Source organism: Streptomyces sp. NPDC088732 (genome assembly GCF_044751205.1).
Taxonomy (GTDB): Bacteria; Actinomycetota; Actinomycetes; order Streptomycetales; family Streptomycetaceae; genus Actinacidiphila.
In genome coordinates this window covers 17,721-31,412 of the sequence record NZ_JBIVLI010000032.1, presented here as the reverse complement: position 1 = coordinate 31,412, position 13,692 = coordinate 17,721, and the positions used below count along the sequence as shown (strand labels likewise).

At 70.6% G+C, this 13,692-nt stretch carries 15 protein-coding genes; 8 read left to right on the top strand and 7 right to left on the bottom strand.

Annotated elements, in window-relative coordinates:
• The first annotated feature begins 602 nt into the window (after positions 1-602).
• Positions 603-1,559, top strand: a complete 957-nt coding sequence (locus tag ACIP9H_RS37520; protein ID WP_401595513.1) for a universal stress protein — start codon at positions 603-605, stop codon at positions 1,557-1,559.
• Entirely contained in the window at positions 1,556-2,074 is a 519-nt protein-coding gene (locus ACIP9H_RS37515) for a universal stress protein (protein WP_401595510.1), read from the top strand. Before ACIP9H_RS37520 ends, ACIP9H_RS37515 begins: the two co-directional genes overlap by 4 nt.
• A gap of 107 nt (positions 2,075-2,181) precedes the next feature.
• Here the strand turns inward: ACIP9H_RS37515 and ppk2 are convergent, their stop codons facing one another.
• From ppk2 to ACIP9H_RS37485, 6 genes are all read right to left on the bottom strand, one after another.
• Positions 2,182-2,994 (bottom strand): polyphosphate kinase 2, encoded by an 813-nt coding sequence (ppk2, locus tag ACIP9H_RS37510; protein ID WP_401963444.1) that lies wholly within the window; start codon positions 2,992-2,994, stop codon positions 2,182-2,184.
• 105 nt (positions 2,995-3,099) lie between these two features.
• On the bottom strand, positions 3,100-3,732 hold the full coding sequence (locus ACIP9H_RS37505; RefSeq protein ID WP_401595505.1) for a CBS domain-containing protein: 633 nt from the start codon (positions 3,730-3,732) through the stop codon (positions 3,100-3,102).
• A gap of 39 nt (positions 3,733-3,771) precedes the next feature.
• Entirely contained in the window at positions 3,772-4,236 is a 465-nt protein-coding gene (locus ACIP9H_RS37500; protein ID WP_401595502.1) for a Crp/Fnr family transcriptional regulator, read from the bottom strand.
• Between the two features lie 122 nt (positions 4,237-4,358).
• Positions 4,359-4,697, bottom strand: coding sequence for a pyridoxamine 5'-phosphate oxidase family protein (locus ACIP9H_RS37495; protein WP_401963442.1), 339 nt, complete (start codon positions 4,695-4,697; stop codon positions 4,359-4,361).
• On the bottom strand, positions 4,580-5,023 hold the full coding sequence (locus ACIP9H_RS37490) for a helix-turn-helix domain-containing protein (RefSeq protein WP_401963440.1): 444 nt from the start codon (positions 5,021-5,023) through the stop codon (positions 4,580-4,582). Before ACIP9H_RS37490 ends, ACIP9H_RS37495 begins: the two co-directional genes overlap by 118 nt.
• 76 nt (positions 5,024-5,099) lie before the next feature.
• Positions 5,100-5,786, bottom strand: coding sequence for a CBS domain-containing protein (locus ACIP9H_RS37485; RefSeq protein WP_401963438.1), 687 nt, complete (start codon positions 5,784-5,786; stop codon positions 5,100-5,102).
• Positions 5,787-5,977: 191 nt separating this feature from the next.
• Between ACIP9H_RS37485 and ACIP9H_RS37480 the strand changes: the two genes are divergently transcribed.
• Positions 5,978-6,853 (top strand): universal stress protein, encoded by an 876-nt coding sequence (locus ACIP9H_RS37480; protein ID WP_401595684.1) that lies wholly within the window; start codon positions 5,978-5,980, stop codon positions 6,851-6,853.
• A 61-nt stretch (positions 6,854-6,914) separates the two neighbouring features.
• On the opposite strand, the gene ACIP9H_RS37475 is transcribed toward ACIP9H_RS37480, so the two are convergent.
• Positions 6,915-7,826, bottom strand: a complete 912-nt coding sequence (locus tag ACIP9H_RS37475; protein ID WP_401595495.1) for a universal stress protein — start codon at positions 7,824-7,826, stop codon at positions 6,915-6,917.
• Between the two features lie 320 nt (positions 7,827-8,146).
• Here ACIP9H_RS37475 and ACIP9H_RS37470 point away from each other — a divergent pair, with 320 nt between their 5' ends.
• The 5 genes from ACIP9H_RS37470 to ACIP9H_RS37450 all read left to right on the top strand — a co-directional run bounded on the left by ACIP9H_RS37470 (position 8,147) and on the right by ACIP9H_RS37450 (position 13,692).
• Positions 8,147-8,824, top strand: coding sequence for a CBS domain-containing protein (locus ACIP9H_RS37470; protein WP_401595493.1), 678 nt, complete (start codon positions 8,147-8,149; stop codon positions 8,822-8,824).
• A gap of 63 nt (positions 8,825-8,887) precedes the next feature.
• The gene (locus ACIP9H_RS37465; protein ID WP_401595490.1) at positions 8,888-9,586 is read left to right on the top strand and encodes a CBS domain-containing protein; all 699 of its coding nucleotides are present in this window, start codon (positions 8,888-8,890) and stop codon (positions 9,584-9,586) included.
• Complete coding sequence (locus ACIP9H_RS37460; protein ID WP_401595487.1) at positions 9,549-12,380, top strand: cation-translocating P-type ATPase; 2,832 nt, start codon at positions 9,549-9,551, stop codon at positions 12,378-12,380. The genes ACIP9H_RS37465 and ACIP9H_RS37460 overlap by 38 nt, the downstream gene beginning before the upstream one ends.
• Positions 12,380-13,039: an NAD-binding protein gene (locus ACIP9H_RS37455; protein ID WP_401595484.1), complete on the top strand. Its 660-nt coding sequence runs from the start codon at positions 12,380-12,382 to the stop codon at positions 13,037-13,039. The genes ACIP9H_RS37460 and ACIP9H_RS37455 overlap by 1 nt, the downstream gene beginning before the upstream one ends.
• The gene (locus ACIP9H_RS37450) at positions 13,036-13,692 is read left to right on the top strand and encodes a potassium channel family protein (RefSeq protein WP_401595481.1); all 657 of its coding nucleotides are present in this window, start codon (positions 13,036-13,038) and stop codon (positions 13,690-13,692) included. Before ACIP9H_RS37455 ends, ACIP9H_RS37450 begins: the two co-directional genes overlap by 4 nt.

Here is a 13,692-nt window from a genome sequence, read left to right as displayed (position 1 = left end):
CCCCGCATGCTGCGGGTGCCGCCCCCTGCCGTCGCCACGACCGGTCCTCCGGGTTGGGGTGGACGCGGCGCGCTTCCCCCAACTGCACGACACTGCCTTTGGTCCCGGCGGCCACTCCGCTCCGCCGGCAGGCCGACAGCGCCCGGCGTATGCCGTCCGGCCGCTCGACAGGGAACACGGGCCCGTCACCTTCCCAGCGCAGCAGGGGAGGGACGGAAACGTCAGTGCCGGGCAGTACCGTCCCCAGGGCCGAACGGCCCCATGGCCGAGCAAGGCGTACGACGGGCGGCGTGCCGATTGCGTCGTCACTCGTGAGCATCGCCCCGCGATGCGGACGGTGTCGCGCCCGGACCTGGGACAACCGCCGACGCAACCGAACCGTGCCAGCCTCCGGTGAGGCTTCCGCGGCATTGCGGCTCGGCAGGTCCGCGCACACGCTGGGACGTGCGGGCCCGGCGGCGCCGAACCCGTCGGTGATCCGTCGACGCGCCGCGTCAGGCGCGGGACAAGGGTCCCTTTCAGAATGCGTGCGAACGCTGGTCCCGTGGGCGACGGTGACGCGGCGAGGGTCGCACGGGAACCAGTGCGCCTGGGAGGCAACGATGACGGTTTCACCAGGTCACAGGCCCATCGTGGTCGGTGTCGCTCCGGAACCCGCGCGGCGGTCCGCGCTGGCCTGGGCAGCCGACGAGGCCGCGCGGCGACGGCTTCCGCTGGTCCTGCTGCACGCCCAGGGGGTTCCGACTGCCGGATACCGGACGAACGAGGTCCTTCCCTCCTGGGAGCAGTGGAACGCCGCCTTGCACACGGCGGGGGAGCAGTTGCTGGCCGAGGCTGTGGCGTTCGCCGAGTCCCGGCAACCGGACGTGAAGGTCTCCGCACTGCTTGCCGAGGGCGATCCCGTGTGGGTGGTGCGCGAGCAGGCCCAGGACGCAGCCCTGGTGGTACTCGGCTCCCGGCATCCGGCCACCGCCCAGGATCTGTTCCATTCCGCGTCGGTCACCCTCCCGGTGGTCGCCCAGGCCCGCTGCCCCGTGGCTGTCGTCCCGGAGTCGGCAGCCACGGGGCAGACGCAGAAGCACTGGGTCGTCGGTGTGGACGGCAGCACGCATTCGGCGGCGGCCGTGGACTTCGCCTTCGACGAGGCATCCCTGCACGGTGTGGGCCTGCATGCCGTATACGCCTGGCACTCGGCGCTGCTCGGCAGCCCGAACAGATCGGCGGTGGAGGAGGAGGCACGGCAGGCCCTGGCCCGAGCGCTGACAGGGCCCGCCGCCGGCCATCCGGACGTGGACCTCCGCCAGGAGGTCGTACGGGGGCACCCCGTCCAGGCGCTCACCGACGCCTCGGCCGACTGCAGGGGAGTTGTCGTCGGCTCGCGCGGCCTCGGCGGCTTCACCGGCATGCTGATGGGATCGGTCAGCCAGGGCGTTCTCCACCACGCGCGCTCGCCGGTCGTCGTCGTACCGCACCCGGACGGCAGGAGCGACGATGAGACCCCACGTCACGGACGGTCGGGCGGTCGCGCCGACGGGACCCTCGCCGAGGAGGCAGTGTGAACACGCAGCAGGACAGCAGGCCACGGATTGTGGTCGGTGTCGACGGTTCACCGTCCTCGAAGGAGGCGCTCGCCTGGGCGGTACGACAGGCGTCGCTGGTGGACGGGGTGATCGACGCGGTGATCGCGTGGGAGTACCCGCAGTTCTACGGCTCGTTCGGCTGGATGCCCCCCATGGGTCAGGACCTGAATCTCGATGGCGCGGCGGCACAGGTCCTCGACGACACCATCGCCACCGTGACCGGGGCGGAGCCGGCAGTGACCATCCACAGCCGCGTGGAGTACGGCACGCCCGCCGGTGTACTGCTCGCGGCGGCCGAAGGGGCCTCGTTGCTGGTGCTCGGGAACCGCGGACACGGTGGGTTCGCCGAGGCGCTGCTCGGATCGGTGGGACAGCACTGCACCCAGCACTCACCGTGCCCGATCGTCATCGTCAGGGGCCAGGAGCAGCAGCAGCAGCCGGCCGTGCCCGGACCCGAGGCGGAGAGCCGGCGCCGGGACGCACGGAACCAATGATCGACGGCAGGCGCCGGATACCGCTGGCGAGCCGGTAGATGCCCGGGCCCGTGGGTGGCACGAGCGCGGTACGCCGTGGACACGTCGGCGGAAGGTGCCCGAGAGCCCTACGCGCACAGGCCGGCCGCGTGGTCCGGCACGAACGTCTGCAAGTCGCGCGGTGGACGCTGATAGCCCGTCGAAGGCGGCCTCCGTGGCAGTTCGATGGCAGACAGCGGAACCTCCTCGTAGGGGATGCTCGACAGGAGATGCGCGATCATGTTGATGCGCGCCGCGCGTTTGTCGTCGCTCTCGACGACGAACCAGGGGGCCTCGGGGATGTCGGTGTGCACGAACATCTCGTCCTTGGCACGTGAGTACGCCTCCCAGCGCGTGATGGACTCCAGGTCCATGCCCGACAGCTTCCAGCGGCGGGTCGGGTCGTCCAGCCTGGCCCTGAAGCGCTGTTCCTGGACGTCGTCGCTGACGGAGAACCAGTACTTGCGCAGGAGGATGCCGTCCTCGATCAGCAGCCGCTCGAAAATCGGGCACTGGTGGAGGAAGCGCGCGTGCTCTTGGGGGGTACAGAAACCCATGACGTGCTCGACGCCGGCACGGTTGTACCAGCTGCGGTCGAACAGCACGATCTCCCCGGCCGCCGGCAGGTGGTCGACGTACCGCTGGAAGTACCACTGTGTGCTTTCACGTTCGGTCGGCGCGGGGAGAGCGGCGATGCGTGCCATGCGTGGATTGAGGCGTGCCGTGACGCGCTTGATCGTGCTCCCCTTGCCTGCCGCGTCGCGGCCTTCGAAGACGACGACGAGCCGGTGGCCCTCGGACCGAACCCACTCCTGCAACTTGACCAATTCGATCTGCAGGCGGAGGAGTTCCCGCTCGTAGGCGCCCAGGGACAGGCGGCGCTGCCGCTTCTTGTCACCCATCTCCCGGTGTCCTCGCTTTCCTGGAACGCTCACTCCGCGCGGCGGACGCCACGCCGCCGCGGCCGTCCGTGGCCTGATCGGCGGAGCGGTTGCGGCCGAGAACCCTCAGTCCCACTCGACGTCCACGACGCCTTCCACGGCGCGCGCCAAGCGGGCCGCGACGGGCACAAGGGCCGTGTCGTGCGGCGTACCGCAGAAGCGGACGACGCCTTCCTTCACGTCCGCGCGCACCGGCGACGGTTGTCCGGGGAACAGATACGCCACCACCTCACGGCGCACCTCCTCCGCGATGTCCTCGTCGGGCCGCAGGAAGACCTTCAGGAGGTCGCCCCGGCTGACCACGCCGCACAAAATGCCCTCGCTGTCCGTCACTGGCAGGCGTTTGACCCGGCGCTGCGCCATGGCGCGTGCGGCCTGGGCGAGGGTGGTGTCGGTGTGCACGCATACGGCAGGGGCGCTCATCAACTCCTCGGCGGTCACGGCGCCCGCCTTGGCGAGTTCGGCAAGGTGGCGCATCTGCTCGGCACGGGTCGGGTCGCTGTCGCGGTACTCCTCCTTGGAAAGCAGGTCGGCTTCCGAGACCACGCCGATCACGCGGCCGTCGCCTTCCAGTACCGGGACGGCGCTCACCTTCCTCTTCGCCATTGTCTCGACGATTTCCTTGAACGATGCGCCGCGGGCGACGGCCACCACGGTTCGTGTCATGACGTCGCTCACGATGTGCGGGCTCCCGTGCACGGGATCCTCCTTCTGTCACGGGGACGCGCCCCGGCGGTGTCATCCGCGTTGGCCGCTCCCGTAAGGGGCGTAGAGGTCGAGGAGACGTGTGCGGGCGCCTTGCAGCCGATGCGCGACGATCTCCGCGACGCGCCGTGAGACATCACGGCCGAATTCGGCGTCGGCCTCGCACAGTGCCCGCACGATCGTCGCGTCGAATTCCAGCGCCCGGACGGGACTCTGGGTCTGTGCTCCCAAATGCCAGGTATAGGGCGGGAAGAGCCAGGACCAGCCGAGCAGATCGCCCGGTCCCAGGGTTTCGACGACCGCGGCGCGCCTGCCGGGCACGTGCAGATCGAGGGAGACGGCACCGGTCCTGACGACCCAGAAGCGGTCCGCTCGCTGCCCCTCTTCGAAGATGCGGGTCCGCTCGGGGAGATTGACCTCGCGGGACAGTTCGGTCAGGCGCCCGCGGGTAGTCGGGGGCAACGCGTCGAGGAGGCCGGTCGTGCGCCTGGTGGTCATGACTGCCTCCGAGTGTTTCGTGGTTCCACGGCCGACACCGGCGTATCCCTGTTCCGGTCCCGCAGGTTCCTGGCGCGGTCCGCTTCGGCCCCTCCCGGCTCGCCGGGTGTCGGGCCCGTGTGTCACGGGACTTCGATGCGACGCCCGGTGAGGTCGTTCACGTCGATGCGTATCCACAGGTCGCGGTCGTCCCTGCCGGGCCAGGGGCCGGTGTAGGCCAGCCGTTCCATTTCCGCCGCCTGCTTGCCCGCCACGGCCCGGGCGTGGCCGCGAGCCAGGACGCTCCAGCCCTGGCTCAGGGCCTCGTCGATGCTGTCCACCTCGAAGGTGACATCGGTGCCCGCTACGGCGGCGGGTGCGGACCCGGTCGCCGTCCGGAACGCGATGGCCTGTCCCACGATGCTGTAGTTGACCGGCAGCACCGCCACACCGTCGTCGGCGAGCGTGACAACACGACCCACGCCGTGAGTGCCCAGCAGCTCCCGGCACTCGTCGGGTTCGAGTTCCAGGAAGCGCGGGTGCGCGGAAGCCTGTCCCCGTCCGGGGGGGGAAGATCTGCCTCGCCTCCGTTGAGTGCGACGACCGTGGTGCTCAATGCTGCCGCAAGGCCGCGCAGCGTTCCCATGGCGGGAGCCGCCGTGGCCTCCTCTTCGAGGAAACGCAGGTAGCCGGTGGAGAGGCCGGCCCTGAGGGCGACCTCGTCGCGTGACAGCCCCAGCTCCTCACGGCGCCGGGCGACCCGCCGGCCGATGTCGCCGCGGGCATGGGACGTGGTGTTGCCGGTCATGATCATGCCTCTCTGTTGCTCAGCGGTCGCCAGTCGCCAGGGATGAACGGCGGCGCAGCGGGATGAGACCCGCGGGTCAGGCGGGCTGGCGGTGAGTCGGCGCGGGACGGCTGGAGTCGTCCTCGTGGTAGCGCAGGTGCTCACGGACGTCGACGACCCCGTCGACGCCGCTGCACAGCGCGACCAGGGCGGGGATCAGGCTCCGCCGCTCGATCGTCCCCTCCAGGGTCACGCGGCCGTCGACCACGTGCACCGTGACCGCCAGGGGCGACAGCCGCAAGGCACGGCCCAGCACCTCGGAGTTGATCTCGTCGCGGATCGCACGGTCCTGCCGGAGGAACACCCTGAGCAGGTCCGACCTGCTCAGCACCCCGACCAGGCAGCCGACCTCGTCGACCACGGCCAGGCGCTTTACCCGGTATTGCTCCATCGTCCGGGCGGCTTCCACGACGGTCCACTCGGGCCGGGCTATGACGGCCGGGCTCGTCATGAGTTCGCCGGCGGTAATGGCTTCGGCCTTCGCGCGGTCCGCGGGCGAAGCGTACGGCGGCGGCATGAGATCGGCCGGATCGCGGTGCCCGGCCGCCTTGCGCATCAGGTCCGCCTCGGAGACGACTCCCACGGGACGATCGTCGTGGTCCACGATCGGGAGCGCCGTGACGTCATGTTCCGCGAGGAGTTTCGCGATCTCCTTGAAGGCCGTGTCCGGGCGCGCGCTCACCGCAGGCGTCGTCATCAGGTCACTGACGTTTCGGTGCCACATCACTGCTCTCCTCTCCGTCCTCCGTCCCTCGCCATCACTCTCCCTCGTCCCGATGGGGCGGCGCATGGGCCGGTAGGACCTGTACTCCGGCCGACCGGACCCCGGGCAGGGTCGGGCAGCCTCTGTCTTTCGGGAGCTGCCGATCCCGAAACTGATAAAAGGGTGAAAGCAGGAGAAAGGTGGTGGCGATCATGCCGCTTCCCCTGGTCGTGGGCACGGACGGCTCCGATGCCGCGCTCATCGCCGTGGACTGGGCCGCCGATGAAGCGGCCCTGCACGGTTCAGAACTGCGCATCGTGTACGCCTCCCTCTGGGAGCGCTATGAGGGAGCCGCGCGGTCCCTCGGGACAGGCCGTCCGGCCGAGCGAGGCATGACCGAGCACATCCTGGCCACGGCCGAGCACCGCGCGCTGCTGCGCCGGCCGGGGATCGAGGTCTCGGGCGAGGTCCTGGCCGAGGAGGCGGAGGAAGCACTGCTGCGCCTGAGCCACCAGGCCGCCGCCATCGTGGTCGGCAGCCGCGGCCGCGGCGAGTTCGCCTCTCAACTGCTGGGTTCGGTAGGTCTGACGGTGGCGGCGAAGGCTACCTGCCCGGTCGTCGTGATCCGCGGCGACGGTGCCGATCCGGGGGACAGGCCGTGGATCGCCCTGGGCATCGATCCGGCCGATGGGTCAGGGGACGCCGCTTGTGTGTTCGCCTTCGCAGAAGCACGACTGCGCGGTTGGGGCGTTTTGGCCGTCCATGCCTGGAGGACGCCGCACGGTGTGGGCCCCGACTGGGAGGGGTGGCAGGATTCGGCCGCCCACAAGGATCACGCCGTGGCCCTGGAACGGCTGGACCAGGCTCTGAGGCGGCCGACGGCTGATTTCTCCGACGTACCCGTCAAGCGTCTGATGCCCGAGGGACGCGCACACAAGTCGCTGCTGGATGCCGCCGGAGGCGCCGGCCTGCTGGTCGTGGGCGCGCGGCGCCGGCGCGGTCCCGCCGGACTGCAGTTGGGGCCGGTGAACCATGCCGTGCTGCATCACGCGCCGTGCCCCGTGGCCGTCGTTCCCGACCAAGCCTGAGCTCTGCGGCCCGACGCTTTCCGCCGCGCCGTGAGAGGCGCGCCCATACGCAGCGGCCGTTTCAGGCGTGCGGGACCACCGCCACGGGGACGGCGCAGTGGTGCAGCATCGCGTGCGCTACAGGACCGACGTGCATGCCCGCAGCGGACCGGCGGATACGACGGCCCACCACGACGAGGCAGGCGTCTGCCGCGGCGTCCAGCAGGAGCGGTACGGCACCTCCGAGGAGGGAGTGCTCGGACACCGCCACCGACGGGTACTTCTCCCGCCATCCGAGCAGTGCCTGCGCCAGAGCGCCCGCCTCCGTGACGGCGATCTCCTTCTGCAGCTCCGCGTAGGCGGCTCCGGCGTCATAGCCGTACGCAGGCGGCAGGTTCCAGCCGTGCACGACACGCAGGGGGACCCGGCGCAGTGAAGCGGCCTCGAAAGCGAAGGAGATCAGCTCTTCGCTCGGACGGGTCAGGTCCAGTCCCAGCACCACGTCGCGTGACGTCGCCGCATCGGAGCGGCCACTCGTGGGGCCTCCCTCGGTGTCGCCGGCCCGCACCAGGACGACCGGGCGGGCGGCGCGGGCGACGGTGGCGGAGGCCACCGAGCCGACGAGGAAGCCGGTCACCGGGCCGAGGCCACGCGAGCCGAGCACCAGCAGTTCCGACTCCTGCGCGGTGGCGGCCAGTACCGCGGCGGGCTCCCCGCCCAGGTGCCGGGTGGAGACCTCCAGGCCCGGATGGCAGCGCCCGAGATCGGTGGCGGCGTCCCGCAGAGCGCGCTCCGCCCAGTGGGCTTGCGTCCCGGCGTCCGGCGGAGCGGTCCCACCGGCCAGGGGCGCGTAGGTGTACGCCCGCGGTTGCCAGTCGTGGACGTGGACGAGGACCAGGGGAAGGCCTCGGAGCCGGGCCTCGCGGGCGGCCCAGTCCGCGGCGGCCAGGCCGGCGGGCGATCCGTCGACTCCCGCGGTGACGGCAAGGGACATGAAGTGCCTCCTGATGAACCGGCGCACAGGCGAACCGGGTTCGAGGGGTAGGTCCGACGGGTTCAGGTTCCCGGCACCGTCGGGGGCCGGGCAGGGGCCGCTGGTCCCGTCTCCGGGGGCCGGGCGGCCCATGGAGCGGGCTTTCCGGACCCGGCGTGCACGCCGAGCCGCCGGCTGCCGCTCGCTCTGTTGGGCCGCTCGGCCGGCTCCATGGCCCCACTGGCCCATGCCGGAACCCCGCACACGGTTCGACAGTGGAGGTGCAGCACCGCAGAGCCCGCAGAGGGCGGGCATCGGGGTACAGGCAGGAGGCGGAGACGATGCGTCATCGCAACGTCGGCGACCTGATGACCAAGGGCGTCGTGTCAGTACGCAGGGACACGTCGTTCAAGGACATCGCGAAGCAGCTCACGGAGCACGAGATCACCGCCGTACCCGTGGTCGACGACGACGGACGGCCCGTGGGGGTGGTGTCGGAGGCCGACCTGCTGCGCAAGGAGGCGGGACAGGACGACCCGGCCGGCCTGCTGCCGCCCCCGCACCCGCGGCCCCAGGACCGCCTGCGCATCGACGCCACCACCGCGGAGGGCCTGATGAGCAGCCCGGTGGTGGTCGCACGGTCCGAGTGGTCGGTCGTGGAGGCGGCACGTGTCATGGAACGCCACAACGTCAAGCGGCTGCCGGTGGTGGACGAGGCAGGTCGGCTCGTGGGGGTGGTGAGCCGCACGGACCTGCTGCAACTGTTCCTGCGCAGGGACCACGCGATCCTCGAGGAGATCACCGGTGACGTGCTGGTGAGGACTCTCGGCCTGGCCCCGGGAGCCGTCGCCGTGACGGTGACCGACGGAAAGGTGTCACTGGACGGCGTGGTGGACCGCAGGAGCCTGATCCCCGTCGTGACGCAGCTGTGCCGTGGAGTGGACGGCGTCGTGGACGTCCATGCGCGTCTCGGTTTCAAGGCCGACGACACCTCCAGGCGCGCGGCCGCTCCACGCTGAACCGAGACGGCGAGGGGGCCGCCGCCCCGCCTGAGGCCGCGCCGCGGCCGGGAGGAGATGACGATGAGGCTCCGCAAGACCGGGCACGTCATGACCCCGGATGTCGTCAGCGTGCGGGCGGAAACCCCGGTCAGGGACATTGCCGCACTGCTCGGCAGGTACCGGGTGAGCGGCATGCCCGTGGTGGACGACGACGACAAGGTGCTGGGGGTCGTTTCCGAGACGGACCTGGCGGCGCGGCAGGCCGAGCCTCAGGGCTCCGCCCGTCAGCAGTCCGCACGGTCCGGAGCGGGCGGTCTTCACGAGCGCACCGCAGGGCAGTTGATGTCCGCACCGGCCGTCACCGTCCGTGCGACCGATGCCGTCGCCGTCGCGGCCCGCGCCCTGGCCGAACACAAGGTCAACCGTTTGCCCGTGGTCGATGAGGAGGACCGCCTCGTCGGCATCGTGACCCGCGGAGACCTGCTCCAGATGTTTCTGCGCCCCGACGCCGACATCCGTGCAGAAGTGGTCGACGAGGTGGCGATCCGGGCTCTGTGGCTCGGTCCGCACGCCCTCGCGGTGAGCGTCCAGGGCGGGGTCGTCATCCTTGAGGGCCGGCTGGAGCGCCGCAGTGAGATCCCCCTTGCCGAAGGTCTGACCCGCCGTATAGACGGTGTCGTCGCCGTGGTGAACCGGCTGACGTACCGGCTGGACGACACACAACGACGGTCCGTCGAGCCCCATGTCCACGAAATCGCCGATGGCTCGCTTCGCAGCTGAGTGTCGGGAGAGCGCCCTCGACGTGGACACGACGGCGCCTCCGCTGCCCTGCCTCCCGCCGGAACGGGTGTGGGCGGCCGTTGACAGTTCGCCTCGCGGACTGGGGCTTGCCGAGGCGACGGCCCGCCTGCGGCGGTACGGTCCGAACGAAATGCCCGCAACGGGCGGTCGAGGCCTGTGGCGCCGACTGCCGGCCCAGTTCACGGACCTGTTCGCGATCGTGCTGCTCATCGCCTCGGTCATCACGTTCCTGGCATACGGACTGCAGAGCCCCCACGATCGGGGGACGCTTCAACTCGCCCTGGCCATCGTAGGAGTGGTGCTGCTCAACGCGGTGATCGGCTTCACCCAGGAGTACTCGGCGGAGCGCACGGCGGAGTCCCTCCAGGCGATGGTCCCGCACACCTGCACCGCGCTGCGGGACGGCGAGCGCGAGGTGGTGCCCGTACGGGAACTGGTGCCCGGTGACGTACTGGTCCTGGACGCGGGCGACGCGGTACCCGCCGACTGCCGACTGGTCGAAGCCCGGGCCGTCGCCCTCAACAACGCGGCGCTGACCGGGGAGAGCGATCCGATACCGCGTACCGCGGATGAAGTGGCCCCCGGCCCCCTGCTGCAGGCGCGGAACTGTCTGTTCATGGGGACGGACGTCGTGTCGGGCGCGGGGAAGGCAGTGGTCTTCGCGACGGGCGCGGCGACCGAGTTCGGCCGCATTTTCCGCATGACCGCTCGGGCACCGCGTCAGCGAACCCCCCTGCAACTGCAGGTCGCCGCCATGGCGCGGAGAGTGGCGCTGGCAGCTGTGGTCATCGGCGCTCTGCTGTTCGCGATTCGTGTCCCCTCGGGGCAGTCTGTGGTGGCGTCCTTCGTGTTCGCGCTCGGGGTCATGGTCGCCCTTGTTCCCGAGGGGCTCCCCGCGACGCTGTCGGTGTCGCTGGCCATCGGCGTGCGGCGGATGGCCAGACGGCATGCGCTGGTCAAGAAACTCCTGGCGGTGGAGGCGCTCGGATCGACAACGGTGATCTGCACCGACAAGACCGGCACCCTCACACAGGCCGAGATGACCGTGGTCCGGTTGTGGGCCCGCGGGGCGTGGCACGAGGCTTCCGGTGTCGGTTACGCGCCGACCGGCGCCGTGGCGGAGCCGACGGCGGTGCGCGAAATGCTGCGGACGGCCGCCCTGTGCTGCGATGCCCGGGTGGTCCCTCCGCGGGGACGGGACGGATGGCGGGTCCTGGGCGACACCACGGAGGGAGCGCTCCTGGTGGCCGCCACGAAAGCGGGAGTGGACACCGCGGCTGAGGTGCTGCGCACGCCGCGTGTGACCGAGTTCCCGTTCGACTCGGACCGCAAGCTGATGAGCACGGTCCATGCCCTGCCGGACGGTGGCCGGGAGATCTGTGTGAAGGGCGCGCCGCAGGAGCTCCTGGCACGCTGCACCCACATCGATGGAGGCGGCGCACCGGAACCCCTGACCGAAGCGGCACGAACCGCCGTCCTCCAGGCGAACGCCGCCATGGCCTCCCGGGGACTGAGGGTGCTCGCGGCCGCCCGTCGCACACAAGCCGGGCGGGACATCGGTTCTCAGGAGGCAGCCGAATCGGATCTGGTGTTCCTCGGACTGGCCGGAATGCAGGACCCGCCGAGGCCGGAGGTCACCGAGGCGGTCAGCGCATGCCGGCGTGCGGGGATACGGATCGTCATGGTCACCGGTGATCACCCGCTCACGGCCGAGGCGGTCGCACGACGCGTCGGTATCGTCCGCGCCGCGGAACCCTTGGTGATGACGGGCGTCGATCTGGACGGCATGGACGACACGGCATTGCGCGAAGCAATAGGCCGCCCGGCGGAGTTGCTGCTGTGCAGGGTCAGCCCCGAGCACAAGATGCGCGTCGTCACTGCGCTGCAGGACGCCGGCCAGGTGGTGGCCGTGACCGGGGACGGAGCCAACGACGCTCCGGCGCTGAAGCACGCCGACATCGGCGTGGCCATGGGGGCCGGCGGCACCGACGTGGCACGGGAGGCCGCGGAGATGGTGCTGGTCGACGACTCGTTCGCCTCGATCGCCGCTGCCGTTCGGCTTGGCAGGTCCGTCTACCGCAACATCCGCAAGTTCCTGATCTACCTGTTCAGCCACAACATCGCCGAATTGCTGCCCATCCTGGTGGCGACGTTCGTGGGCTTTCCCCTCGTCCCGATCACCGCGGTGCAGATCCTGGCGATCGACCTCGGCTCCGACGTTCTCCCCGCTCTCGCGCTCGGTGCCGAACCTCCCGAGCCGGATGTGATGGATCGCCCCCCGCGTTCGCGACGCGAACCGCTCTTCTCCGCGGCCGTGTTGCGGCGGTTCCTCTTCCTCGGGAGCATCCAGGCCCTCGGCGTGTGCGCGGTGTTCTTCTGGCACATCCACTCCGCCGGCATTCCGTACCCCGACTTCACCGCCGACAACCCCGTCTACCGGGAGGCGATCACCATGGTCCAGGCCGGCATTGTCGTCAGTCAGTTCTTCAACGCCCAGGCGGTACGCACCGACCGCGAGAGCGTCTTCCGCATCGGCCTGTGGTCCAATCCCGCCCTCATCGGCGCAGGATTCGTGGGCGTGGCACTCATGGCGGCCATCTCCTACGCGCCTGCTCTGCAGGCCGTCTTCCACACGGCACCGCTGGATCTCGCCGACTGGGCCCTGCTCGCCGGCTTCGGGGCGCTCCTGCTGGCCGCCGAAGAACTGCGCAAGTGGTGGCTGCGGCGGTTCCGCCCGCTCCCGGTAGCAGCGAGCCAGGAAGGAGCACGGTGATGAGGGTGATCATCGTGGGGTGCGGGCGCGTGGGCGCCGCGCTCGCCGTCCGGTTGACCGCCGAAAGCCACGACGTGCGCGTCATCGACCGTCGTCCCCAGGCCGAGCAGGGCCTGGGGGAAGGCTTCCGCGGCGCTTTCCTGGAAGGCAACGGCTACAACCGAGCCGCCCTGGAGTCCTCTGGCGCCGCACACACCGACGCCCTGGTGGCCGTCACCTGCGCGGACAACACCAATATCGTCGTCGCCCGCGTCGCGCGGGACACCTACCGCGTACCCCTGGTCCTGGCACGCGTCGATGATCTGCGCCGTGCGGAATTCTCCCGCGAACTAGGTATCCGCACCATCAGCGGCGTCAGCTGGGCGGTCCACCGGCTGCACCAGCTACTGCTGCACCGGCATCTCGCGCCTGAACGGGGATTCGGCAACGGCGAGACGTTGCTGATCCGCTCCGGACTGCCCCGCTACATGTCCGGTCGCCCACTGTCGGCATTCGAGGTCGACGGAGAAATCCGCGTCGCAGAGGTCACTCGCAGCGGACGCTCGTTCGTCCCTTCGCACGACTCCCTGGCCGAGCCCGGGGACCAGGTCACCTTCACCGTCGCCGCCACCGCGCTCGGCCGCCTGCGCGGCTTCCTCGACAAGGAGCTCGGGACGTGAAAGTCATCGTCGCCGGCGCCGGACGACTCGGCGCCCAGGTAGCCCAAGTGCTCGCCGCCGCCCGGTACGAGGTGACCGTCATCGAGCAGGACGAGGCGCGTGCCGCCGAACTGGACCAGAGGCTCGCCGTACGGCTGGTCGTCGGTGACGCCTGCGACCCGGACCTTCTCGAGTACGCCGGCGTGCTCAACACGGACCTGCTCGTCGCCACCACGGGACAGGACGAGGACAACCTCGTGGTCAGCCTCCTGGCCAAGGGACACTTCGGGGTCCCCCGGGTCGTGGCTCGCGTCAACGACGAGGACAACACGTGGTTGTTCGGCAGCGGCTGGGGAGTCGACACGGCGGTGCCTGCCGCCACACCGCTGATCTCATTGATCGAGGAGGCGACGGGAGCCGCCGACACCGTCGCGCTGCTGCGCCTGAGCAAGGCGGGGGTCAACGTCATCGAAACCGCCATCAGCGCGGCATCGCGGGCCGCCGGGCGCCCCTTGGGCGAGGTTCCCATGCCGGAGGGCACGGTGATCGCCACGGTCGTCCGCGACGGTCGGCCGACCGTGCCGGCGGCGGACATGGTGCTGCAACCCGGCGACGAGCTCCTCGTCGTCTCTCACGCGGCCACCGAACGGGAGGTCCGTGAGGCTGTCCAGTAA